This is a genomic window from Nocardia sp. NPDC024068 (genome assembly GCF_040638875.1).
In the GTDB taxonomy this organism is placed as follows: Bacteria; Actinomycetota; Actinomycetes; order Mycobacteriales; family Mycobacteriaceae; genus Nocardia.
Genome location: NZ_JBEZYU010000005.1, coordinates 1 through 23251, shown reverse-complemented (window position 1 = coordinate 23251; position 23251 = coordinate 1). Strand labels below are relative to the sequence as shown.

23 protein-coding genes and 2 pseudogenes are annotated in these 23251 nt (G+C 67.5%); 1 reads left to right on the top strand and 24 read right to left on the bottom strand.

Annotation, left to right across the window (positions count from 1 at the left end):
• Positions 1-19 precede the first annotated feature (19 nt).
• From AB0F41_RS08215 to rpsJ, 24 genes and pseudogenes are all read right to left on the bottom strand, one after another.
• Positions 20-1318: a wax ester/triacylglycerol synthase domain-containing protein gene (locus tag AB0F41_RS08215; RefSeq protein WP_357422080.1), complete on the bottom strand. Its 1299-nt coding sequence runs from the start codon at positions 1316-1318 to the stop codon at positions 20-22.
• Positions 1315-2469: an acyl-CoA dehydrogenase family protein gene (locus AB0F41_RS08210; protein ID WP_357422079.1), complete on the bottom strand. Its 1155-nt coding sequence runs from the start codon at positions 2467-2469 to the stop codon at positions 1315-1317. The genes AB0F41_RS08215 and AB0F41_RS08210 overlap by 4 nt, the downstream gene beginning before the upstream one ends.
• A gap of 3 nt (positions 2470-2472) precedes the next feature.
• Positions 2473-2715: an acyl carrier protein gene (locus AB0F41_RS08205; RefSeq protein WP_357422078.1), complete on the bottom strand. Its 243-nt coding sequence runs from the start codon at positions 2713-2715 to the stop codon at positions 2473-2475.
• Between the two features lie 75 nt (positions 2716-2790).
• Positions 2791-4107 (bottom strand): SidA/IucD/PvdA family monooxygenase, encoded by a 1317-nt coding sequence (locus tag AB0F41_RS08200; protein WP_357422077.1) that lies wholly within the window; start codon positions 4105-4107, stop codon positions 2791-2793.
• Positions 4100-5653 carry a pyridoxal-dependent decarboxylase gene (locus AB0F41_RS08195; protein WP_357422076.1) on the bottom strand — a complete coding sequence of 518 codons (1554 nt, stop codon included), beginning with the start codon at positions 5651-5653 and terminating at the stop codon, positions 4100-4102. Before AB0F41_RS08195 ends, AB0F41_RS08200 begins: the two co-directional genes overlap by 8 nt.
• 187 nt (positions 5654-5840) lie before the next feature.
• On the bottom strand, positions 5841-7292 hold the full coding sequence (locus AB0F41_RS08190; protein WP_357422075.1) for a peptide synthetase: 1452 nt from the start codon (positions 7290-7292) through the stop codon (positions 5841-5843).
• A complete protein-coding gene (locus AB0F41_RS08185; RefSeq protein ID WP_357422074.1) occupies positions 7289-9655 on the bottom strand; it encodes a penicillin acylase family protein in 2367 nt (788 codons plus the stop codon). Before AB0F41_RS08185 ends, AB0F41_RS08190 begins: the two co-directional genes overlap by 4 nt.
• A complete protein-coding gene (locus tag AB0F41_RS08180) occupies positions 9652-11469 on the bottom strand; it encodes an IucA/IucC family protein (RefSeq protein ID WP_357422073.1) in 1818 nt (605 codons plus the stop codon). Before AB0F41_RS08180 ends, AB0F41_RS08185 begins: the two co-directional genes overlap by 4 nt.
• A gap of 12 nt (positions 11470-11481) precedes the next feature.
• Positions 11482-12024: pseudogene (locus AB0F41_RS08175) on the bottom strand (GNAT family N-acetyltransferase); the annotation flags it as partial.
• 78 nt (positions 12025-12102) lie between these two features.
• A pseudogene (locus AB0F41_RS08170) lies at positions 12103-15543 on the bottom strand (amino acid adenylation domain-containing protein); the annotation flags it as partial.
• 415 nt (positions 15544-15958) lie between these two features.
• Entirely contained in the window at positions 15959-16135 is a 177-nt protein-coding gene (locus AB0F41_RS08165) for a hypothetical protein (protein WP_357422072.1), read from the bottom strand.
• Complete coding sequence (locus AB0F41_RS08160) at positions 16136-16570, bottom strand: PIN domain-containing protein (RefSeq protein WP_357422071.1); 435 nt, start codon at positions 16568-16570, stop codon at positions 16136-16138. It abuts the gene before it with no gap.
• The gene (locus AB0F41_RS08155) at positions 16567-16809 is read right to left on the bottom strand and encodes a CopG family transcriptional regulator (RefSeq protein ID WP_357422070.1); all 243 of its coding nucleotides are present in this window, start codon (positions 16807-16809) and stop codon (positions 16567-16569) included. The genes AB0F41_RS08160 and AB0F41_RS08155 overlap by 4 nt, the downstream gene beginning before the upstream one ends.
• 142 nt (positions 16810-16951) lie before the next feature.
• Positions 16952-17224 carry a 30S ribosomal protein S17 gene (gene rpsQ / locus AB0F41_RS08150; RefSeq protein WP_357422069.1) on the bottom strand — a complete coding sequence of 91 codons (273 nt, stop codon included), beginning with the start codon at positions 17222-17224 and terminating at the stop codon, positions 16952-16954.
• On the bottom strand, positions 17221-17460 hold the full coding sequence (gene rpmC, locus AB0F41_RS08145) for a 50S ribosomal protein L29 (RefSeq protein WP_357422068.1): 240 nt from the start codon (positions 17458-17460) through the stop codon (positions 17221-17223). Before rpmC ends, rpsQ begins: the two co-directional genes overlap by 4 nt.
• Complete coding sequence (rplP, locus tag AB0F41_RS08140) at positions 17460-17876, bottom strand: 50S ribosomal protein L16 (protein ID WP_357422067.1); 417 nt, start codon at positions 17874-17876, stop codon at positions 17460-17462. The genes rpmC and rplP overlap by 1 nt, the downstream gene beginning before the upstream one ends.
• A 3-nt stretch (positions 17877-17879) precedes the next feature.
• Complete coding sequence (gene rpsC / locus AB0F41_RS08135; RefSeq protein WP_062999054.1) at positions 17880-18677, bottom strand: 30S ribosomal protein S3; 798 nt, start codon at positions 18675-18677, stop codon at positions 17880-17882.
• Complete coding sequence (gene rplV / locus AB0F41_RS08130; protein ID WP_030522694.1) at positions 18678-19076, bottom strand: 50S ribosomal protein L22; 399 nt, start codon at positions 19074-19076, stop codon at positions 18678-18680.
• Complete coding sequence (rpsS, locus tag AB0F41_RS08125) at positions 19073-19354, bottom strand: 30S ribosomal protein S19 (protein WP_328390806.1); 282 nt, start codon at positions 19352-19354, stop codon at positions 19073-19075. Before rpsS ends, rplV begins: the two co-directional genes overlap by 4 nt.
• A 14-nt stretch (positions 19355-19368) precedes the next feature.
• A complete protein-coding gene (rplB, locus tag AB0F41_RS08120; protein ID WP_030522696.1) occupies positions 19369-20205 on the bottom strand; it encodes a 50S ribosomal protein L2 in 837 nt (278 codons plus the stop codon).
• 33 nt (positions 20206-20238) lie between these two features.
• Entirely contained in the window at positions 20239-20544 is a 306-nt protein-coding gene (gene rplW / locus AB0F41_RS08115) for a 50S ribosomal protein L23 (protein ID WP_357422066.1), read from the bottom strand.
• Entirely contained in the window at positions 20541-21230 is a 690-nt protein-coding gene (gene rplD, locus AB0F41_RS08110; protein WP_357422065.1) for a 50S ribosomal protein L4, read from the bottom strand. Before rplD ends, rplW begins: the two co-directional genes overlap by 4 nt.
• Positions 21227-21892, bottom strand: coding sequence for a 50S ribosomal protein L3 (rplC, locus tag AB0F41_RS08105; protein ID WP_357422064.1), 666 nt, complete (start codon positions 21890-21892; stop codon positions 21227-21229). Before rplC ends, rplD begins: the two co-directional genes overlap by 4 nt.
• Positions 21893-21906: 14 nt before the next feature.
• The gene (gene rpsJ / locus AB0F41_RS08100) at positions 21907-22212 is read right to left on the bottom strand and encodes a 30S ribosomal protein S10 (RefSeq protein WP_003938093.1); all 306 of its coding nucleotides are present in this window, start codon (positions 22210-22212) and stop codon (positions 21907-21909) included.
• 460 nt (positions 22213-22672) lie between these two features.
• Here rpsJ and AB0F41_RS08095 point away from each other — a divergent pair, with 460 nt between their 5' ends.
• Positions 22673-23152, top strand: a complete 480-nt coding sequence (locus AB0F41_RS08095) for a hotdog fold domain-containing protein (RefSeq protein WP_357422063.1) — start codon at positions 22673-22675, stop codon at positions 23150-23152.
• Positions 23153-23251: the final 99 nt, after the last annotated feature.

Genomic DNA, 23251 nt, shown 5'->3' with positions numbered 1-23251 from the left:
CTCCGGACCGGGCAGCTCGTCACGGCGCCGATGCCTCGGTCAGCACGCGGTCGAACTGTTCGACGAAGGTCGCGGCGTAGCCGGCCGGCAGCGCGGCCGGATCGGTGACGACCCCGAACGAGGTCTTGTTCCCCAGGATCAGCGAGGTCACCGAGAACGAATAGCCCACCAGCGGTGAGATCGGCGTCAGTTCGGTGATCGCTTTGCCGAGTACGGAACGGATCCGGGAGAAACCCGGATTGATACCGATATGGATATCCGGGCTCATCCGCGACATCGACGCGTTGGCGATCGCGCGATGCAGCGGCCAGGGAATTTTCGGCGCGTTATCGGTGGCGGCGAGCGCGAGTTCCGGACGACGCCGCTCGATGATCGCCAATTCGGCGCGCGCCCGGTCGATCTGGGTGGCGAGATCGGGCGCATTACCGGGCAGATTCAACAGCGAGACGAGCACCGCGTTCCCGGTGTGCCGGAACGCCGTATCGTGCGTCACCGGTAGCGTCACCCGTAGCACCTCGGCCGGTGGTTTCCCGGTGGCGGGCGCGGCGGCGCTCAGGGTGGCGCCGATGGTGGCGAGCACGAATTCGTGCACTCCTGCCCCGTGTTTCTTGGCGGTCCGGCGCAGATCGCGGGTGGACACACTGTGCAGCGCGACCTCCCGGCGTCCGCTTCGGGTCAGTTCCGGCCAGCCGCGGCCGGTGCGGGCGGCGGCGAACTGATCGTTGAAGGCGGCCTTCGATTCCTTCAGCACCTCGGGTTCGATCTCGGCGATCCGATAGCGCGGACTGATCGCGAAGCGCTCGAATTCGGTGAGGTCGTCAGCGGTTCCGTCGGCGAGCAGCGCGGCGAACGCGGCGCCGGCGATCCCATCGGACAGGCTGTGGTGTACCCGCAGCACAAGGTACTGATTGCCCGCACCGCTGGGCGTGAACAGCGTGATATGCCAGAACGGCGCCGGGCGCACCAGCGCGGTTTCGTGCAGTGCCGCGATCTGCCGGAACAGATCCGTCGCGTCGGCGTACTGCGCGTGCGCGACCTGCCGGTCGACATCCACGGTATCGGCCAGGACCACGCGGGGTCTGCGCCAGCGGCCGTTCTCCACGCCGAGGCGGAAGATATCGAAGAGCCCGGTGCGTTCGGCGACCCGGGCCCGCACCTCGGCGAGTGTCAGCGCCGGGCCGTCGGTCGCCAGTTCCATGACCATCGCCCAGTGCATCGGCGAGGTCTTGGTGTCCAGGTGCAGGTAGGTGAGGTCCGGGGGCGCCAGTTCGGTGGGCGCCGATCCGGTGACGGTGCCGCTGCCGGCGGGGCTGTTCATATCTGGTCCACCTGTTTCTCGAGCATCTTCTGATAGCCCTCGTGATCGGGCTTCATCGCGGCCGCCACCAGTTCCCACAGCACCTCGTCGGTGCCGCCGCCGACGCGGGCCAGTTTCATATCGCGCCACCAGCGTCCGATCGGCGTCTCCGATTCGAGGTAGCCGATGCCGCCGAAGATGTGCAGGCATTCCGAGGCCACTTCTTCACCGAGATTCGCGGCGGAGGCCTTCATTGCCGCGGCGGTGCGCAGATTCACCTTGCCCTCGGCGGCGACTCCGGCGAGGGCGTACCGCAGCAGATCGACCCGGGCCTGCATATCGGCGACCCGCAGCCGCAGCGCCTGATGGTCGTAGAGCCGCTTACCGAACTGGCTGCGATCCAGCATGCGGGCCAGGGTGACACCGAGCATCACCTCGCAGGCGGCGGCGATCTGCCCCGCCACCGAGTAGCGTTCGTGCGCCAGGCCCCAGCTGATCACCGCCAGGCCGGTTCCGGGACGGGCGATCAGCGCCTCCTCCGGCACCCAGGTGTCCAGTGTCACCGGCGCGGTGTCCAGCGGGCCGGCCCCCAGTTTCTCGTAGGGCCTGCCGATCGAGACCTGCGACATCGGCACCGCGACGAGCGCGACATTGCCCTGATCACCGGCCGGGGCGTCGCCGGAACTGCGCCCGACCACGAACATGTAGTCCGCCACCGGCGACAGCGAGACGAACTTCTTGTGCCCGGTGACCCGGTAGCCGCCGTCCTCCGGTTCGATCCGGGTCCGGGCGTTCTGCAGATCGGAGCCGCCCGACTCCTCCGAGGCGCCGATGCAGAGCACCGCTTCGGTGGCGACGGCCCGGTCGGCGAGGTCGCGCAGGAAATCGTTGCGGCCGAAACGGCGCAGGATGGCGATGGCCGAATCGTGCAGGCTCACCCCGACGCCGATCCCCGCCGACTGCAGTACGCCCAGCCGGTGCGCGAGGGCGAAATGGTCGCCGAGATCGGCGACCTTGCGGCCCTCCCACTTCCGGGCGAAAACCCCCATCCCGCCCAGGTGTTCCAGCAGGGGCCGGGGGAATTTCTGCTCCCGCTCGGCCTGTTCGGTCCAGGCCACGACCTGGTCGTCGAATGCGCGGGCGAGTAGCTCTGTGAAGGATTCGGCCGTCACCGCCTACACCCCGGCCTTGGAACGGATGAGATCTTCCAGATCGCCGACCGAGGCCGCCTCCGACATCTCCCGCTCACTGAGCTGCACCCCGAGGCGCTCCTCGATGGCGACGACGCCGATGGCGAACCCGACCGAATCCAGTCCGAGATCCTCGACCAGCAACGAGGTCCGGGCGATATCGGTGATCGCGAGGTCGAGATCTTCTTCCAGGATGCTGTCCAGCACCTCACGGATATGGTCGGACATCAGGAACTCCTCAGAGACGAAGGAACAGTGATCGATTCACGGCTGCCGGGCAGGGCATACCGAAGCTGAGCGGGCCTATTCGACGATGTCGTCATCGGTCACCCCGAAACTGGTGAAGGCGGTGTGGCGCGGCAGGCGGTAGGCCTCGCGCCCCAGCACGGTGTTGAGGATCTTGGCGTTGCGCACGGCCCCGATATCCAGGTTCGGCGCGGAGACGCCGTGACTGTGCGCCTCGGCATTGGCGACGAACAGCCGGCCGCTCAGTGCCGCGTCGGCGGCCACCGCGTGATCGGATTCGATCGCCAGGCGACCGCGGGAATCACGCCGGAGCCGGCCTTCGAGGGGCGCCAGGAACTCGTGCTCGCGGGAGCGGTACCCGGTGGCGGCGATGACCATATCCGCGGTGTGCGAGAGCAGCGATCCGGTGTCCAGATGGCGCCCCCGCAGGCGCAGCCGCCCGTCGGCCAGGGTATCCACGCCCTCGACCGCGACCCCGTTGCGCAACTGCACCGGTTGCGGTTTCTCCTTCAGCTGCCGGCGGTAGAGCAGATCGTGCAGGCGGTCCAGGGTCTCCGCGGAGATGCCTTTGTGGAACTGCCAGTGACCCGCCCGCACCCGATCACGGGTGGCCTCGGGAAGGCTGTGGAAATAATCCATATAGGCGGGCGTGGTCATCTCCAGCGACAGCTTGGTGAAATCCAGCGGCGCGAACCACGGGGTACGGGTCCACCAGGTCACCGCCGGACCGCCGCGCAGATTCTCCTCCAGCAGATCGATCACGATCTCCGCGCCGGACTGGCCCGACCCGATCACCGTCACCGCACCGGCCGCGTGGGCGGCCTCCTGATGGAAGAGATAATCCGAACTGTGCACCAGCGCCGGGGAGGTGGTGGCGAGTTCCTCCGGGACCGCGGGTTCGGTGCCGATACCCATCACCACATGACCCGCGTGGATCGTCGAGGTCGTACCGTCCGAACCGCGTACCGACACCTCGAACCGCTCGTCGGCGTCGATCCAGCGCACGGCCTCGACCGTGGTGCCGAACCGCAGCGAGGACAGCCGCCGCACCACCCACAGCAGGTAGGCCTCGTATTCGCGCCGGGTGGGGAAGAACTCCTCGCGCACCAGGAACGGGTAGAGCCGGTCCACATCGGCCAGATACGCCAGGAACGACAGGGGATGTGTCGGGTCCACCAGCGTGACCAGGTCCGACAGGAAGCTGACCTGAAGTTTCGCTTCTTCGAACATCAAACCCGGATGCCAGCGGAACTCGTCGGCCGAATCCACCACCAGGACATCGGCGTCGTCGACGGTCGAGGCCAGGGCGGCGAGCCCGAGGTTGAACGGCCCGCAGCCGATCGCGAGAATCCCTACCGATTCGACGTCACTCATGCACTCGCACCATCTCGTCGCGGTCGCTCCGCAGACCCTCGTGCAGCCCCTCGGACTCCACTTCCAGCCCGACCCGCAGGAGTTCGTCGAACAGCGCGTCGATATCGGTCTCGGCCGATTCCGGATTCAGCAGCGTCAGTTTCAGGCAGGTCCGGGGCTCGCCCTCGCCGTGCACGCGCACCTGTGTGCGGCCGATCAGCGCCTTACCGTTGCTGATCAGGCGGCGGCGCAGTTCACCGTTCACCTGGTCCAGATCCAGATCCTCACAGCGGTACCGGAAGACCACGGTCGTCAGCGTCACCGGTGCCACCAGTTCCAGCTGCAATTCCGTGGCGATCCGCCGTTCCGCGTAACGCGCCAGTTCGTGGCAGGTGTCGAGCATCTCGCCCAGACCGCTGCGGCCGTAGGCGAGGAAGGTCGCCGCGACCTTGAGGACATCGGGGCGGCGGGTGGTCTGCAGGGTCTGGCCCAGTAACCCGCCGTATCCGGCCTCCACATCGTCGTCCGGGTTGAGGTAGGCCACGGAACGGTTGAGCGAGGCGAATCGCTGCTGGTCGGCGAGCAGCAGGACGCTGGCGGCGGCCGGCTGCCAGCCGACCTTGTGCAGGTCGAGGGTCACCGAATCGGCGCGCTCGATACCGGCCAGCAGACCGGACAGCTTCGCGGAGAACAGGGAACCGAACCCGTACGCGGCATCCACATGCAGCCAGACACCGTAGCGGGCGGCGATATCGGCGATCTCCGGTAGCGGGTCGACGGAGCCGAAGTCCGTGGTGCCCGCGGTCGCCACGATCGTCATCGGCGTATGGGTGCGGCTGAGTTCGGCCAGCGCCGCCTCTAGGGCTTCCGGGATCATCCGGTGCTCGGTGTCCACCGGCACCCCGATCACCGCGGCCTCTCCCAGCCCCAGGGCCGCGCAGGCCCGGTGGATGGAGAAATGCGCGACCTGGGAGCACAGCACCACGGGCCGCGGCAGCGCGCTGGTCCCGTTCTGCCGGATATCGATCCCGAGCCGCGCGGCCCCGTAGTCGCGGGAGATCAGCAGGGCGAGCAGATTCGAGTACGACCCTCCCGGCCCGAACACACCCCCGGCGCTGTCGGTGAAACCGGCCAGCCGTGCGAGCGCGTTGATAGTCCACTTCTCGATGGCCAGGGTCGCCGGGCCGGAATCGTAGGTGTCCAGCGACGCGTTGGTCGCGCTGGCCAGCGCATCGGCCACCACGGCCACCGTCAGCGGCGGTGGCTGGAGATGGGCCGCGGTGAGTTTGTGGGTGAGGTCCAGCCCGTACCGGGCGATCAGCTCGGCCAGTTGCGCCAGGGCGGCGGGTTCGCCGACCCCGAGGTCCGGGATCTGTTCCGGGCCGAGCGATTCCGCCACGGCGGCGAGCATCTCCTCCGGCGCTCCGGAGGGCAGCGGGGCGCGGTGATGGCTGTCGGCCACCGCGGCGGCGACCTGCGCCAGCCCGCCACCGACCTCGGACCAGCCGGCACCGGGAGTGGCGAACCGAGAGGTTCGCTGCCAGGGGGATAAGAATTCTTGTGACACGGAAAAGCCCCATTACTTCAAAGACACGGATAACGATGTGTTTCGGACGATCCCGTCGAACTGCGCCGTCGACGGAATCGAACGACTTCACGCAGGCGCCGGACTTCAGAAGTCCGGCCGCTCCGCTGCGATCGTCGGAATCGAGGTGGACCGGGCGCACCCGCCGGCCGCCGGCATCGGAAAACTGTTACGCGGTCTCCGTTTCGCGCACCGCGTGGACGAGATCGCCCACCGTGCGGTCCAGGGCCTGCGGTACGCGCGCTACCAATGCGGTCGTCACCGCCGAGGCGCGGCGCGCGAATGCGTTGTCGACGATATCGGGTTGATAATCGACCTCCAGATGAACTCGATTGTCCGGGGCTATTTCGAAAGCGAAAGTGATCGGGTAGTTGCCGATTCCGTTGAACACCGATTCGCAGGAAACTTCCTTGCGTGCGGACACCGGAACGCCGCGTAGCGGCGCGTTCCGTACCGACGCCATGATTTCGGCGACCGGGAAGCGGCCCCCGGCCGCCCGCAGCGCGGTGAGCACGGTGCCGTAATCGACGGTGGCGAATTCCATCGCCCGGTAGACCGCCGCCACCGCGGTGCGCAGCGAATCCCGCACGCTCGCTCCGGCATCGAACGAGAACCGCATCGGGACGATATTCCCGCAGTAACCCACCCGGCTCGGGTCCTCGCCCGGGCGGCGGTTGTCCGACGGCACCAGCAGCACATGGTCGGCGGCGTCGGTGAGCGCGTACACGCTCAGCGCGCACACCGCGATGAGCAGGGCGTTGGAGGTCGCGCCCACCTCGCGGGAGACCGCGCCCAGCGCCTCGATATCCGCCGGATCGACCGGACCGGTGATTTTGACCCCGTCGCGATCGCTGAGCGGCGACAGCCAGCTCTGCGCGGCGTCGGTCTCCGGCAGCGATCCGGACAGCGGATAGCGCACGTCCTCGGCCGCCCAGGTCGCCAGGGCGTGCCGGACCGCCGAATCGACCGTCGCCCGGTCCGGTGCGGTATCCGTACCCGGCCGGGCGGTCGCACCGGAACCGGGCCGGCTCCCGGAGACCAGGGTCCCCAGCAGCAGTGCCCAGGATGTGTCGTCCACGGCCAAGTGGTGCACCACCAGGACCACCGTTACGCGGGAACCGGCGCCCGCGTAGACGCGCCCGCGTAGCGGCGGTTCCCGGGTCAGGTCGAAAGGCGCCTTCACCAGAGCCGACGCGGCGGCCAGGATATCGGCCCGGTGCCCGCCCGGATCGGCGGCAGGCAGGTTCGCGGGCCGCGAACCCCATTCCCACACCGCGCCGGGTACCGCCCAGTGCCCCTGCCCGATCACCGGCGTCCGGCGTGGCACACCGTCCTCGACGACGATCACCGATCCGAGCACCTCGGCTTCGCGCACCATCAGTTCGAAGGACCCCACCACCGCGTCGAGTTCGTATCCGTCGAAATCGAGGACGAGCCCGATGTTGTGGGATACCGAATCCGGATCCAGGTCGTAGATCTTCCACATCCGGCGTTCGGCGATACCCAGCTGCCCGGCCGGAGTCCGGGGCACCGCGGTGGCCACCACAGGCGCCGCACCGGCACCGGAGCCGGCCAGCCGCCGCCTCATCAGTTCCAGTCGCGTATCGGTCAACAGGTTCATGCGTCTCCCAGCATCGAGCCGTTCGTGGATTGCGGGTGTTGCGGAGGCGGCAGCGGCCGATACGTATCCGGTGCGGTTTCGCCGGAGGTTTCCGCCGCCGGTATCCGGCCGAACATCTGGCGCCGGTCGGTGGTCCGCCGCAGCTCCGTCCAATCGCTGACGATGTCGATCAGTTCGCCGCGCGCCCACAGCGGCGCCTGGTCTTCGAAGTTCGGCGACCGCGGATCCCCCGCCACGCCCAGCGGCACGATCCAGCGACCGGCATCGCGCCCCGCGAGATCCCAGACATAGCGCGCGGCCGATCCCACACTGCAGGCGTGCGAGAACCCGACCGCGCTGCCGTTGGCGAAGACGCATTCGGCGTCACCGCCCAGGGGCAGCGGGCGCGGCCGGACCCGCTTGGACAGGTCGGGATGTTTCGGGGTCGCGCCGACCAGATCCATACCGTGGATCGGCGCCAATACATGGACGCTGCCCCAGGTCGGCACGGCGGGCAGCGCCTCGACCCGCTCCGCCACCGCTTCGACAGCGGCCGCGGTGAGCCGCCCGATATCCACGCCCAGCGCGGGTGCCCGGCGCACCACGGACTCCAGCGCCGCGGCGATACGGGTGGGCACCACGAACCAGGGATCGAAGATCCGGGGGAACGGATGCGCGGCGAGGAGTCCGGCCAGCGCCTCGTGGCCGGTCAGGCCGAGCACCAGCTGGGCGCGGACCTCGGCGAACAGATACGCGTCGGTACTGTCCTCGCGCATACCGCGGTCCCAGGTCAGGAGGTGTTCGCGGATCTTCGCGCCGCCGGGGCTCAACCCGGTCAGCGGCCGTAGCAGATCCTGCAGCAGGGCCGCGGCGTCGTTCTCGGTGTCGCCGTGGATGCGGGCACAGTCGGTGGCCGATACGGCCTCGTTCTCCGCGAGCAGCGCGCCGATCCGGTCGGCACGCTGTGGGGGCACGCATTCGGTGGTGAGGGGTTGCAGCGGTGCCGATTCCGGGATGCGCTGGTTGGCGATCACCGAGAATCCGTCCACCTCCGCGGCGAACTCCGCATCGGAGACCGACGCGGTGGCGTATCCCTGCCAGCGGTAGCGCTCGTCCCAGCCCGGCACCGGCAGCCAGTAGTTCTCCGCGGCCCGCAGCGGCATCCGGCCGACGACGTGATGGGTCAGCCGGCCGGAGGTATCGGCGATGACGATCCGGTTGGCCGGTTCCACCCATTCGCGCAGCGCCGCTTCGACCTGATCGGCCGATTTCGCGAACAACGTGTCGAGCGCGGCGTCGAAGGTGGTGGCGGGGTCGTCGAGCAGCGGACTGCGCAGGCTCAGCGCGAACGGCGCCTCCGGCCCGCCGAAGACCACCGATCCGTTGTCGGTGGTGATGATTTCGACATCCACCGGAGCGCCGTCGCGGACCGTGATCCGCTCGGTCCGGGTATCGGCCTCGCGGCGGCCCGTCATCGTCTCCACCCACACCCGGCCGCCGGTCCGGTCCAGCCGCTCCAGGTAGAGGTCCTGGTAGTCGCCCATCGCGTTGGTGATGCCCCAGGCCACGGTGCCGGCATGCGCGAAATGCGGTACCCCCGGTACGCCCGCGAACGCGAACCCGACAATGTCGAATTCCGGTGCCGCCAGGTGGAATTGCTGGTAGATACCGGGCAGCTCCAGGAACCGATGGGGATCACCGGCGATCATCGGCGCACCCGTCGCGGTGCGTCCGGCGGCCACACCCCACGCGTTGCTGCCCGAGATCGCGTCACCGAAGGAGGAACTCCACAGATCCTCGTCCCCGGTGGCACCGGCGCCGATCCGGTCGAGCAGATCCGCCACGAACGCCTCGTCCGGCAGATCGGGTACTGCCGTGCCCGGATGGTCGGGGCCTTCGCAGTCGAACAGCGGTAGCGCGGCCACCCCGAGGGCGCGGCAGGCGTGCAGCCGCCAGAGTTTGGTGGTGAAGCGCCCGAACAGGATGTGGTGCACGATGAAGACCGCGATCGGCGTCCACGGCTGCCAGGGTGCGGGCCGATGGCCGAATTCGGTGAGCTCGGGGGCTTCCGCGGTGTCCAGCGAACTGTTCACCCCGGCGATATAGGCGCGCAGCAGGCTCCGGGTCCGCGCGGACGACGCCTCGTAGATCCGCCGGGCGGCGCGATCCATCTGCGACCGCCGGGCGAATTCGTCCCAGCCCACACTGTCGGCGCCGAAAAGCTCCGCGGTGCGGCCCTCGGCCCGCAGCCGCAGGAATTCGAGCTGCCAGGCCCGGTCGATTCCACCGGCGTACCCCTGACCGAAGAGGGCGCCCTCGGCCGAATCCGCCGTGATATGCGGGATACCCCAGGCGTCCCGGATGATCTCCATATCCGCGCTCACGTGGCCGCCACCTCCATTTCCGGGGTCCGGGCCGCGACCGGACGGTATTCGGCTATGGGATTGACGAGTTCGTGTTCGGCGTCGACAAGGGTCGAATACGAATCGCCGAGGTTGACCATGCGGCGGTTGTTCGACAGTTGGAGCCGGTTCATATGGATCGCCTGGAAGGTCGGCGCGAAGAGATCCCAGCGCGTGAATTTCTCGGCCAGATCCGGATGCCGCTCCTGGAATTCGATCACGCTCTCCGCGACCGTGGCCCAGAACGATCCGTCGTCGACCAGTCCGCTCGTATGCAGGATCGCCGCGAGGTGGCGCAGGTAATCGTCGAAAACATCCGAGAGCACACCCATATTGCGGATCGCGTCGGCCTCCTCGGCCACCGCGCGGCGGCAGGATTCCGGAATGCCTTCCGCGGCACCGAATATGGAGACCTCTTCGCCGATATCCTTCAATATCGCGCGCACCGGGACGCCGCCGTCGAGAACGAGGATGAGGTTCTCACCGTGCGGGGAGAACTTGAACTCGTATCGATAGAGCAGATAGATGATCGGATGCAGATAGGCGCGCAGATAACGCCGCAGCCAGTCGCGCGCGGCGATTCCCGAGCGGGCGATGATGGCCGCCACCAGCGGTTCACCGTGGTGGTCGAGATGCAGCAGCGCCGCCATGGTGGTCAGCTGTTCGCGCTCGTTCACCAGCCGCACCGGGCTCTCCCGCCACAGCGCGGACAGCAGTTTGCGGTACTCCGAGCCCGGACGGGTGATCTCGGTGAGCGTGGTGTTGCGGTAGCCGATGGCCGCGACCTCGTAGAGCATCTCGAATCCGATCGAGGTCAGATACTCGTCACCGCTCACCCGGCTGCGCACCCAGTCGTTGATCAACGGGGTGGTGCGCATGTAATCGGCAGACATCCCCCGCGTGAAACCCATATTGACTATGGACAGCGCCAGTTTCACGTAATGACGCCGGGGGTCGCTGATATCGAACAGGGTCCGGATCGATTGCTGCGGCTGGTACAGATCCGGGGACTCGCCGACGTAGACGATCTTGCGCTCGGCGATATCGATCGCGTAGATCCGCGCGATCTTCTCGGACCACTGCCAGGGATGGACCGGCATGTAGTAGTAGGCGGCCGGGTCCAGGCCGAGGCCGGTGAGCACGCCGTCGAACCGGGCGAGCGTTCCGGCACCCAGTTCGTCGCGGATCAGCCCGTCGTAGTCGACACCGGATACCGCGGAGAAATCGCAGTTCTCCCGGACGACGGCGACCCAGGTCAGCGGGAAGGGCTGTCCCGATTCCGGTGCGTACCGCTCGATATCGGCGGCGCTGAATCCCAGCCGGCCGGCATTGGCCACGATGCAGGGATGCCCCTCGGTCATCGTCTTCTCGATCGTCTGGAAATCGGCGGCCGCCAGCTCCGCGGCCGCGATACGCCGGGAGTCGGGCCGCTCGGTGCCGATCGAGAGGGTGTTGACGAACTCCTCGAGGTACTCGGGCAACGCCTCCTCGGAGATGCCCAGGGCACTCCTCAGATCCACGATCAGCGCCACCGGGTCGATCGGCAGATCGGCGCCGTCCCGAACCCGCCGCAGACCGGATTCGTCGATGTTCCAGCTGTCCAGTGCGAGCAGTTCGGCCCGGAACCGGTACTCGGTCCGGCCGTCGTCGGACCGCACGGTGTATTCGCCGGGGGCCGTCTCCACCGGGCGGGCGAACCGCTCGTGACAGAACTCGGCCAGCACCTTCTTGGCGATACGGGTGCGGTAGATCTGCCGGTAGGACCGGGTGGACGCGGAAAGGTCTGTGCTGTTCACGATTCCGCCCTCTCAGCTGCCGGTGAGCTGGTCGGCGGCCGCGAGTCGGCGGCCGTTGTCGGTCAGGCGGATGAAGTCCTCCCGGGTGCAGTAGCTCAACCGGGCGGTCTTGCCCGCCACGGGGTGGTCGCCCGCCACGACGAAACCCACCGCGGCGTTGAGCCGCTGGACCTCCAGATTCCGGATATCCGGTTCCACCACCACCCGCTGCGCCCCCGCCTCGAAGAACGCGGTGCGCATGATGTGCAGCATCACGGTGCCGGTGAACCCCGGGATCCGCCGCTCGCTATGGGCGACCAGCAGATGCATACCGATATCGCCGGGCCGGTGTGCGTATCCCGTCCCCGGTACGGCCAGATCGCTGCGCTGCGGGTCGTACAGCTCGAAAAGGAACTGCGGCACCCCGTCGAGATAGCCCATCCGCATCCCGTACTGCGGTTGCGCACCGGCCGCGGCGTCGCGGATCATCTGCTCCACCTCGGCCCGGGTGCTGGTCAGCATGTCCCAGTACTCGGCCTTGGGATGGGTGAGCCATTCGTGCACGATTCCGGCGTCGCGGGCGATATCCATCCGGTCCGAACTCAGCCGATGGCCGGGCGCCGTCTCCGCCGCGGTCGTGGGACCACCGATCTCGGCTTCGACCTGCTCGTCGGACAGTCCCATCACCTCGAGGAAGGTGGCGGCCACCCGGTCCATCCGCTCCCCCTCCAGCTCGACCAGCCGATCGGCCAGGCCGGCGAGGGTGCGCCGCAGGAAGATATCGGCGACGGTCAGCCGCGGCGCGTCCAGCCACTGCCGGACCTGCGCCACGAACGCGGTGGCCAGTACGGAATCGCCGCCGAGCGCGAGGAAATCGTCGGTCACTCCCAGCGGACGGGTGGCCAGGATCTCGCCCAGGATCGTCACCAGCGCCGTTTCCAGTTCGGTACGCGGCGCCACGGATTCCGACCGCGCGTCGGGCGTGACGAGTCCGGCGACCTTCTTGCGGTCGTATTTCCCGTTCGAGGTCAACGGCAGTTCGGCCAGCACCGTCACCGACCGCGGGATCATATGCGGCGGCAGTACCTCGGCCAGTGCCACCCGGATCCGCTCGCCGGAATCCGCGCCGGTCGCGGTGACCGCGGCCCGCAGATCGCGACCGTCCGACCACGCCACGGCCCCGGTGACGAATTCGAGCCCGAGCAGCCCGGCCTCCACCTCACCCAGTTCGACCCGGTACCCGCGCACCTTCACCAGATGGTCGGCCCGGCCGAGGAAATCCAGGAAGCCGCCCGGCAGATAGCGCACCATATCGCCGGTGCGGTACCAGCGGACGCCGTCCCGGGCGACGAACCGGTCGGCGGTGCGTTCCCGATCGCCGCGGTACCCATCGGCCACACCCGCTCCGCCGATCCACAGTTCACCCGGGACGAGATCGGGCCGGTCGCGGCCGATCGCGTCGACCACCCGGCAGCGCACCCCGCGCAGCGGTATCCCGTACGGCACGAACGTCGCACCGGCCGGTACGTCCGGCGCTTCGCAGACCGTGGAGTGGATCGCGGTTTCGGTGGTTCCGCCGAGCCCGGCGACCCGGCAGCCGGGCAGTTGCTCCCCGACCCGGTGCAGCAGGGAGACATCCACCTTGTCGCCACCCATGATCACCACCCGCAGCGACGGCGGCAGCGGTGCGATATCGAGGATCATGCCCAGGATCGAGGGCACACAGTTGAGAACGCTCACCGATTCGTCGCGCAGCATCCGCGCCCAGGTATCGACCCGCGTGCTCTCGTCGTCGCCCGGGACCACCACGGCTCCACCCACGGCGAGCAGGCCGAAGATATCGAACACCGACAGATCGAATTCCAGTGCGGAGACCTGCAGGCTGCGGTCGTTCGCGCCCAGCTGGTAGCGGTCCACCAGATCGGTGAGAGTGGCGACGGCCGCCCGATGCGGCACCTCGACGCCCTTGGGCAGACCCGTGGAGCCGGAGGTGAACAGCACATAGGCCAACGCGTCGGTGCCCACCGGCACCGGTTCGGCCGGATCCGCGGTGCGGGCGGCGGCGATATCCAGCACCCGGCCCGGCGAATCCGCCCAGGCCCCGGCTCGATCGGTGAGGATCGCGGCCGGGGTGGCCACCGAGACGATGCGTTCGCGCCGGGCCCGCGGTTGGGTCGGGGCCACCGGTACGTAGGCCGCACCGGCAGTGAGCACACCGAGCGCCGCCGCGATCTGTTCGCCGCTCTTGGGTAGGTCGACGATCACGGTATCGCCGGACCGGACGCCCGCCGCCAGCAGCGCACCGGCGATACGCCGGGCCTCGCCGGCAAGTTCGCCGTGTGTCCAGGTGCGGTCCACACCGATCACCGCCGGCGCGTCCGTCCGGTGCGCCGCGGCGGTGAGGAAATGTCCATGCAGGGTGCCGTCGAAGTACGTGGTTCCGGGCAGGGGCTGTTCGACCGCCGCGCGCTGCGCCCGGACCTCGGCTGATACCGGATCGGGTGCCGGGGAATCCCATTCACCGGCGATCAGCAGATCCAGCAGTCGCACGTAGTAGGCGAACATGGACCGCGCCGTCTCGAGCTCCAGATCCGAGGCCCGCACGTCCCAGTTCAGCAGCAGCCCGCCCGAGACCTCGGTGACCTGTGCGTCCAGCAGCACCTGCGGCCCCTGCGAGACGATCCACGACGGATCGCCCAGGACCTCGGTCACGGTCGGCGAGAAGAGTTCACCGAGGCCGAGCGCGCTGGTGAACACCACCGGTGACACCACGGGTTCGCCCCGCTCCCGGCTGAGTTCGCGGAGCACGTCGAGACCTCCGAAGCTGCCGTGCGCGGCCGCCTCGTGCATGGCGGTCCGCATGCTCACGGCCCGTTCGGCCAGGGTCTGCGGTGCGCCGAGGTCGACATCCACGATGAGCGAGGACGTGAAATCCCCGACCACCCGTTCGACATCGGGGTGCACCGGGTCGCGGTCGAACAGTGGGACGGTCAGCAGGAATCGCGGGCCGGCGGCATGGGTGCCGATCGCCTCGGCGAACACCGCCGCGACGGCCGCGGCCGGTGTGACGCCGCGCTGGTGGGCGTGCTCCTCGAGTCGTTTGCGGTCGACCGCGTCGATCGCGTGGTGCAGCCGGACCGTAGCCGGTTCGGCCTCGCCGCGCACCGCGCGGTCGTTCAACGGCAGTTCCGGCGGCCCCGGCAGATGCGGGATACGCTCCCGCCACCAGGCGATATCCGCCTCGCGCGCAATACGATCGGTGCGTCGCGCCGACAGCGAGGGGAAGGTGACCCCCAGCTCCGGCAGCGTCTCGCCCTGATACAGGCGGGCCAGATCGTCGACCAGCACGCGATAGCTCATGGCGTCGGCGGCGATCATGTCCACGTCCAGGTGCACGCGAGCACCGCCGCCGGGCAGCAGCGTCAGTTCCGCGCGCAGCACCGCGCCGTCCTCGATCGGCATGGCGCGGTGCGTGCCCCGCTCCCGCCGCCGCTCCAGGATCGCGGCCGCGTGCTCGGCCGTCTCCTGCCGCAGGTCGTGGACGGCGATCGCCTCCGGATGCGCCGCGCCGATCAGCTGGTTTCCGTCCGGGAGCACCCGGACCCGCAGCATCGGATGACGTTCCAGCAGTGCCGCCGCCGCCTCACGGAATCGTTCCGGTTCGATCTCGCGGCCGTCGAATTCGATGTAGAGATGTGCCGCGACCCCGCCGAACGCGTGGCTGTGGGACCGGCCGATCCAGTAGGCGTGCTGCATCGGCGCGAGCGGGAAGGAGGTATCGAAATCGAAAACCGCGTCACTCCCGGAGAGTTCCGCGCCCACCCGCTCCGCGCCGTGACCGTCCGCCCCGGAGCCGTCGTCCGCGACCAGGGTGTTCCAGGCCCGGAGCGTGGGCGCCGCGGTGAGGCGGGCGAAATCGACGTCGTATCCGCGCTTGCGCCACTGACCGGCCAACCGCATCATCCGCAGCGAATCCAGACCCTGCCCGACCAGATCGTCGTCGAGGTCCAGCGATTCCGGCGAGATACCCAGTGCCGACCCGACCTCCGCCCGGACATCGATTCCCGTACTCGCCTCGGGACGAGTAGCCACCATCAGAACGCCTCTCGCAGATCAAACCAAAGCCGGCTTAGGCTGAGCTAACTTTAGTGAAGTTAGCCTAGCCTAATCCGAACCCGAGCGTATCCGCTGACGGCGGTGAAGCAAAAGGGATGCGCTGTGAAAAACAACGCGCCTCATGAGCTCGGGTTTGAGCCGACTTAGGGTAGGGTACACTAACCCCACGCCGGAGAGCCCCTCAAAGTTATTAGGGCATACTAAAATACGGGTCTACCAGCAAATAGAGGCCTATACTCGCCCCATTTCCACCCGCGAAACGGCGCAGGTGGGACGACGAAATCGGCGACACGGGTGCCCACGGATGGGAGGTCTACCACCCGTGACGGCAACCCCGGCGCGACGGTTCCCGACCTACTCGTACAACCGGGAGCCTGGAGCCGCGCCCCCTTCCTCAGGCGCGCTGCCGAGCGATCGTCACCTCGGGATCCAGCATCGCGCGGTCGTATTCGAGCGGAGCCGCGCCGTCCGTGAGCACCCCCGGCCAATCCGGATTCGCGAGCGTGCCCCGGCCCGGCGCCACCAGATCGGCGTGGCCGTCGTCGAGAACTGTGCGCGCGAGATCCGGCACCTATTTGCCCGCGGGCAGAATCCGGAACGAGCGGAAACCAGGTGTCAGCGGTTCGATCGCACGGAAATCGCGTTGATCGAGGGTGAAAACGCAGTCGGTTTTGTACTTGTCGGCGAGCGCGACACCCACCGCATCGGCAAGGTCGAGTTGCAGCCCTTCATATTTGGCTCGGACCGATTGCGCCGTGGACAGATCGACGTGTTTCAGTTCGGCGAGCCGGTAGCTTCCGTCGATCGTTCGCGCCAGCAGCGCGTCGGTGATCTTCATCGCCGCGGGAAAGCCGAGATCGCGACGAGTCAAGTGGTCCAGCTCGGTCAGCACCAGCGGCGAGATGATCAACGTCTCATGCTCCATCACCGACAGTGCTTGCTGGTGTTCTTCCTGGTCGGCATCGAATGCGGCGAACAGTGCCGAGGTGTCGGCGACGATGATCACCGTCGCGCCGACCGCTGCTTGATCTGGCGGTAGATATCGTCGCGCATCTCATCGACACCCCGTGAACGCCCGCTGCTGAAGACGGGCAGCGGTGCGTTGTCGCGTGGACGCTCGGAGGCGTCCAGCAGCATCGCGATACCGCGACGGATGAGTTCCGCCTTACTCACCCCGGTGGCCGTGGCCTCCGCATCGAGCCGGACCTCCAAGCCTTCGGGGAGATACACGGTCGTTTTGATCATGCCATATATGGTACCAGCCATTGCCCCTGCCGGATCGCTGCTCGAACAGGCCCGCCACCGAATTGTCCCGGGACGACGAAGGCCCGCTTCCCGGAACGGGAAGCGGGCCTTACGTTGACGACCTTCGCAGCCGAAGAGCGACTTACTTGGCCCGCTCCAGGACCTCGACCAGCCGCCACCGCTTGGTGGCCGACGTGGGCCGGGTCTCCATCAGCTGCACGCGATCGCCGACATTGGCGGTCTCGTTCTCGTCATGCGCCTTCACCTTGGAGGTGGTGCGAATGATCTTGCCGTAGAGCTTGTGCCGGTGACGGTCCTCCAGCTCGACGACGATCGTCTTGTTCATCTTGTCGGAGACCACGTAGCCGACCCGGATCTTGCGGGTGCCGCGCGCCTCCTCCACCTTCTCGCTCATGCCGCATCTCCCTTGTCAGCGGGTCCGGTGGCCAAACCGAGCTCGCGCTCACGCATGACCGTGTAGATACGCGCGATCTCGTGACGCACCACACGCAGCCGGCGATTGTTGGTCAGCTGACCGGTCGCCATCTGGAAGCGCAGGTTGAACAGCTCTTCCTTCGATTCGCGCAAGCGGGAGACGAGCTCGTCTTCGCTCAGCTCGCGGAGCTCTGCGGCAGGGGTACCGGTTGCCATCAGAACTGCTCCTCCCTCGTCACGATCCTGCACTTCATCGGGAGCTTGTGCATCGCGCGGCGAAGGGCCTCGCGAGCGATCTCCTCGTTCGGGAAACTCATCTCGAACATCACGCGACCGGGCTTGACGTTCGCGATCCACCACTCCGGCGAACCCTTACCGGAACCCATGCGGGTTTCGGCCGGCTTCTTGGTGAGCGGGCGATCCGGGTAGATGTTGATCCAGATCTTGCCGCCACGCTTGATGTGGCGGGTCATCGCGATACGCGCCGACTCGATCTGCCGGTTGGTCACGTACGCCGGCTCCAGCGCCTGGATGCCGAACTCACCGAACGTCACCGAGGTGCCGCCCTTGGCGAGACCGCTGCGGCTCGGGTGATGCTGCTTGCGGAACTTGACCTTGCGGGGCATCAGCATTGGTCAGCCCTCCTGCTTTTCTGCCGGGGGCTCGGCCACCGCGGTAGCGGCGCGCCCGGCCTCGGTGCTGGTCGCAGTGGTGCCGGAGGAACCGGAACGACGCGGGCGGTTCGGGCGCTCCCGGCGCGGGCGATCCCCGGCCGGCGCGCTCGGGGCGGCCAGCTCACGCTTGCCACCGACGATATCGCCCTTGTAGATCCAGACCTTGACACCGATACGACCGAAGGTGGTCTTGGCCTCGTACAGGCCGTAATCGATATCGGCACGCAGGGTGTGCAGCGGCACGCGGCCTTCACGGTAGAACTCCGAGCGCGACATCTCGGCGCCACCGAGGCGGCCCGAGCACTGCACCCGGATGCCCTTGACGTTCGGCGAACGCATGGCCGACTGGATGGCCTTACGCATCGCGCGACGGAACGCCACACGGTTGGACAGCTGCTCGGCCACACCCTGGGCGACCAGCTGCGCATCCGATTCGGGGTTCTTGACCTCGAGGATGTTCAGCTGGACCTGCTTCTTGGTGAGCTTCTCCAGCTCGGCACGGATCCGGTCGGCCTCCGCGCCGCGGCGGCCGATGACGATGCCCGGACGCGCGGTGTGGATATCGACGCGAACCCGGTCACGGGTGCGCTCGATCTCCACCTTGGAGATACCGGCCCGCTCCATGCCGGTGCTCAGCAGCTTGCGGATGGCGACGTCTTCCTTGACGTAGTCCGCGTACTGCTTGTCTGCGTACCAACGGGACTTCCAGTCGGTGGTGATACCGAGGCGGAAGCCGTGGGGGTTGATTTTCTGTCCCATTTACTTTGCCCCTCCCTTCCGGCGGCCACGAGTGCCACCGGCGGTGGGGACGCTCTCGACCTCGATGGTGATGTGGCTGGTGCGCTTGCGGATCCGGAACGCGCGGCCCTGGGCCCGCGGCTGGAACCGCTTCATGGTCGCGCCCTCGTCGACATACGCCGTCGAGATGACCAGGGTGTCGGGGTTGAGGCCGAGGTTGTTCTCGGCGTTCGCCGCGGCACTGGCCACGACCTTGGCGACCGGTTCACTGGCGGCCTGCGGGGCGAACCGGAGCAGGTCGAGCGCGTCGGAGACGCGCTTACCGCGGACCAGGTCCACCACTCGGCGGGCCTTCATCGGGGTCACGCGCACGTGCTTGGCGGTCGCGCGCGCAGTCGGATTCTGAGTTTCTGTGCTCATCGCCGCTTGCTCTTCCGATCTTCCTTGACGTGGCTGCGGAACGTCCTCGTCGGCGCGAACTCACCGAGCTTGTGCCCGACCATGTTCTCCGAGACGAACACCGGCACATGCTTGCGGCCGTCGTGGACGGCGAAGGTGTGGCCGATGAAATCGGGGGTGATGGTCGAACGACGCGACCAGGTCTTGATGACCTGTTTGCTGCCCTTGTCGTTCTGCACGTCCACCTTCGCCTGGAGGTGGTCGTCGACGAACGGGCCTTTCTTGAGGCTGCGTGGCATTTCTTACCTCCTCCTTAGCGCTTCTTGCCGGTGCGACGGCGACGGACGATGAGCTTGTCGCTCGGACGGTTCGGCTTACGGGTGCGGCCTTCCGGCTGACCCCAGGGCGAGACCGGGTGGCGACCACCGGAGGTCTTGCCCTCACCACCACCGTGCGGGTGGTCGACCGGGTTCATGACGACACCACGGACCGTGGGACGGCGTCCCTTCCACCGCATACGACCGGCCTTGCCCCAGTTGATGTTCGACTGTTCGGCATTGCCGACCTCGCCGACGGTGGCGCGGCAGCGCACGTCGACGCGGCGGATTTCACCGGAGGGCATACGCAGCGTGGCGTAGGGGCCTTCCTTACCCAGCAGCTGGATGCTGGCACCGGCCGAGCGGGCCATCTTGGCCCCGCCGCCGGGACGCAGTTCCACCGCGTGGATGGTGGTACCGGTCGGGATATTGCGCAGCGGCAGGTTGTTGCCGGGCTTGATATCCGCGGTCGGACCGGACTCGATCTTCGTGCCCTGCGCGATGCCCTTGGGCGCGATGATGTAGCGCTTCTCGCCGTCCAGGTAGTGCAGCAGCGCGATATTGGCGGTGCGGTTGGGGTCGTACTCGATATGAGCGACCTTGGCCGGCACGCCGTCCTTGTCCAGCCGGCGGAAGTCGATCAGCCGGTAGGCACGCTTGTGACCGCCACCGCGATGCCGGGTGGTGATCCGGCCGTGGCCGTTACGGCCACCGCTCTTGGTCAGCGGGCGGACGAGCGACTTCTCGGGGGTCGACCGGGTGATCTCGGCGAAGTCCGAGACGGACGACCCGCGGCGGCCCGGGGTAGTCGGCTTGTACTTACGGATTGCCATGAGTTCTTCTCTGCTTTCTGGATTCCCCGCCGCCTACGCGACCGGGCCTCCGAAGATCTCGATGGGCTTGCTGTCGGCCGAGATGGTCACGAGCGCGCGCTTGGTGTTCTTGCGCTTGCCGTAACCGAAGCGGGTCCGCTTGCGCTTGCCCTGACGGTTGGCGGTGTTGACGCTGGTGACCGTTACCCCGAAGACCTTCTCGACCGCGATCTTGATCTGGGTCTTGTTGGAGTCGGGGTGCACGATGAAGGTGTAGGTGCCTTCCTCGATCAGCCCGTAGGACTTCTCCGAGATGACCGGCGCCAGCAGGATGTCGCGCGGATCGGCGATGGTGCTCACTTGCTCTCCTCCTGTGCAGCCTCAGCCGGGCCGTGCACGAAGGCGTTGAGCGCCTCGACGCTGAACACGACTACATCGCTGTCCAGAACGTCGTAGGTGTTCAGCTGGTCCGGTGCGATGGTGTGCACGTATTCCAGGTTGCGGGCACTCTTCCAGGCGTTGACGTCCTCGCGGCCGACGACCAGGAGGAACTTCTTGCGGTCCGAGAGCTCGGACAGGAAGGTCTTCGCGGTCTTGGTCGAGGGGTCCTGGCCCGCGACGAGTTCGCTGATCACGTGGATCCGCTCGTTACGCGCCCGATCCGACAGCGCACCACGCAGGGCGGCCTGGATCATCTTCTTGGGGGTGCGCTGGCTGTAGTCGCGCGGCTTGGGGCCGTGCACGATGCCACCACCGGCGAACTGCGGCGCCCGGGTCGAACCCTGGCGGGCGCGGCCGGTGCCCTTCTGGCGGTACGGCTTCTTACCACCACCGCGGACTTCACCGCGGGTCTTGGTGGAATGCGTGCCCTGGCGGGCGGCGGCCTGCTGGGCCACGACCACCTGGTGCATCAGCGCGATATTCGCGGTCACGTCGAAGATCTCGGCAGGGAGATCGACGGTGCCGTTGGTCTTACCGCCCAGTTCCTTCACCGGCAGGGTGAGGCTGGCGGATTTCTTCTCCGTACTCACAGCGGAGCTGCTCATGCGTGCGCACCACCCTTCACGGCGCTCTTGACGATCACGACGCCGCCTTTACGACCCGGGATCGCACCCTTGATCAGCAGCAGGCCGTTCTCGGCGTCGACCTTGTGAACCGACAGGTTCTGCGTGGTGACGCGGTCGTTGCCCATCCGGCCCGACATCCGCATGCCCTTGAACACGCGGCCGGGGGTGGCGCAGCCACCGATGGAACCCGGGCGACGGTGCACGGCCTGCGCACCGTGGGAGGCACCTTGGCCACTGAAGCCGTGACGCTTCATGGTGCCCGCGAAGCCCTTGCCCTTGCTGGTGCCGGTGACGTCGACGTAGGTGCCCTCTTCGAAGGCGTCGGCCGAGATCTCCTGGCCGACCTCGAAGGTGGCGGCATCCGCGATGCGGATCTCCGCGACGTGCCGGCGCGGGGTGACACCGGCCTTGGAGAACTGGCCGGATTCCGGCTTGTTCACCTTGCGGGGGTCGATGGCGCCGAAGGCGACCTGCACGGCGCTGTAGCCGTCGCGCTCGACGGTGCGGATCTGGGTGACCACATTCGGTCCGGCCTTGACGACGGTGACCGGGACGACCCGGTTCTTGTCGTCGAACACCTGGGTCATGCCCAGTTTGGTGCCCAGGATGCCGGCCGCGGGCCTGCTCTTGTTGTCAGTCATATCGAGAGTCCCCGTCACTGGATATTGACGTCGACGCTGGCCGGCAGGTCGATGCGCATGAGCGCGTCCACCGTCTTCGGCGTCGGGTCGAGGATGTCGATCAGCCGCTTGTGCGTACGCATCTCGAAGTGCTCGCGCGAGTCCTTGTACTTGTGCGGCGAACGGATGACGCAGTACACGTTCTTCTCGGTCGGCAACGGCACCGGCCCGACGACCCGGGCCCCGGTGCGGGTCACCGTTTCGACGATCTTGCGCGCAGACGCGTCGATCGCCTCGTGGTCATAGGCCTTGAGCCTGATGCGGATCTTCTGTCCCGCCACGCTAAGTGTCCTTTTCTCCGCTTTCGTCCGTGATCCGGATACCGGCTAGGGCGTCCGTACCACCTTCATTTGCACAGCCCGAACACACGATGACGTCTCAGTGGAGACCACGACCGGGGCATGCCCGATCCGCGCCGCTGTTCATCTGTCATGGTTCTCCGGTCCACGCGGTCGGGCGTGTCGCCTCTCCGCTCATTCCTCGGCCCCGAGATGAAATCTGATCGTGGCCCTCGGAACTACGTCCCGGACGTACCCACACCGGTAACCGATGAGGTACTCGCTGGTTTTGCTCACCCCGCCCGGCCTGGTCGTCTCATGGAAACAACCGCCACCCGGGGCAAGGCAACCCGAACAGTATGCACGAGCCCCCCGAGACGATTCAAATCGGGGTCCGCCGAGTTCCGGCGCTCCCGCCACCATACCGTCCCGCAGCTATCTTACCGATGAGTAAGATAGGGCCATGACGAACGAGACCGGCACCTTCCGCGGCTGGCGAAAACTACCCGACAACCCCCTCGGCCACGGCCTCTTCTCGCTGTCGATGGTCGCCCGGGTCCCCTACTTCGCCACCGTGCTGCCCCGCGTCGTCCGGCTGGAACCCGGGCTGTGCGAGGTCAAGGCCCCGAAATGGTTCGGCGTACACAACCACCTGGGCACCTTCCACGCCATCGCCGCCTGCAACCTCGCCGAGATCGCCATGGGCATGCTCAGCGAGGCCACGGTCCCCACCACCCACCGCTGGATCCCGAAAGCGATGCAGGTCCAATACCTGACCAAGGCGACCACCGGCCTGCGAGCGGTCGCCGAACTCCCCGAACTCCCCGACTTCACCACCCTCACCGAAGGCCGCGACCTCACCATCCCCGTCGCGATCTACGACAAAACCGAAAAAGAAGTCGTCCACGCCGACATAACCACCTGGGTCACCCCCAAAAACTAGCTGTGTTTTCTGCGCCGCCTCCGGCGGCGCGGGTTGCGGGCCTCTTGGTCCCGGCGTTCAGCGCTCGAGACTCGTGGCTTCGCCACATGCGCTTCGAGC

Excerpts from the sequence above, each read along its gene's own strand:
- AB0F41_RS08215 (WP_357422080.1), bottom strand. The coding sequence starts at position 1,318 with ATGAACAGCCCCGCCGGCAGCGGCACCGTCACCGGATCGGCGCCCACC.
- AB0F41_RS08205 (WP_357422078.1), bottom strand. The coding sequence starts at position 2,715 with ATGTCCGACCATATCCGTGAGGTGCTGGACAGCATCCTGGAAGAAGAT.
- AB0F41_RS08200 (WP_357422077.1), bottom strand. The coding sequence starts at position 4,107 with ATGAGTGACGTCGAATCGGTAGGGATTCTCGCGATCGGCTGCGGGCCG.
- AB0F41_RS08190 (WP_357422075.1), bottom strand. The coding sequence starts at position 7,292 with ATGAACCTGTTGACCGATACGCGACTGGAACTGATGAGGCGGCGGCTG.
- AB0F41_RS08155 (WP_357422070.1), bottom strand. The coding sequence starts at position 16,809 with ATGATCAAAACGACCGTGTATCTCCCCGAAGGCTTGGAGGTCCGGCTC.
- rpsQ (WP_357422069.1), bottom strand. The coding sequence starts at position 17,224 with ATGAGCGAGAAGGTGGAGGAGGCGCGCGGCACCCGCAAGATCCGGGTC.
- rpmC (WP_357422068.1), bottom strand. The coding sequence starts at position 17,460 with ATGGCAACCGGTACCCCTGCCGCAGAGCTCCGCGAGCTGAGCGAAGAC.
- rplP (WP_357422067.1), bottom strand. The coding sequence starts at position 17,876 with ATGCTGATGCCCCGCAAGGTCAAGTTCCGCAAGCAGCATCACCCGAGC.
- rpsC (WP_062999054.1), bottom strand. The coding sequence starts at position 18,677 with ATGGGACAGAAAATCAACCCCCACGGCTTCCGCCTCGGTATCACCACC.
- rplV (WP_030522694.1), bottom strand. The coding sequence starts at position 19,076 with ATGAGCACAGAAACTCAGAATCCGACTGCGCGCGCGACCGCCAAGCAC.
- rpsS (WP_328390806.1), bottom strand. The coding sequence starts at position 19,354 with ATGCCACGCAGCCTCAAGAAAGGCCCGTTCGTCGACGACCACCTCCAG.
- rplB (WP_030522696.1), bottom strand. The coding sequence starts at position 20,205 with ATGGCAATCCGTAAGTACAAGCCGACTACCCCGGGCCGCCGCGGGTCG.
- rplD (WP_357422065.1), bottom strand. The coding sequence starts at position 21,230 with ATGAGCAGCTCCGCTGTGAGTACGGAGAAGAAATCCGCCAGCCTCACC.
- rplC (WP_357422064.1), bottom strand. The coding sequence starts at position 21,892 with ATGACTGACAACAAGAGCAGGCCCGCGGCCGGCATCCTGGGCACCAAA.
- AB0F41_RS08095 (WP_357422063.1), top strand. The coding sequence starts at position 22,673 with ATGACGAACGAGACCGGCACCTTCCGCGGCTGGCGAAAACTACCCGAC.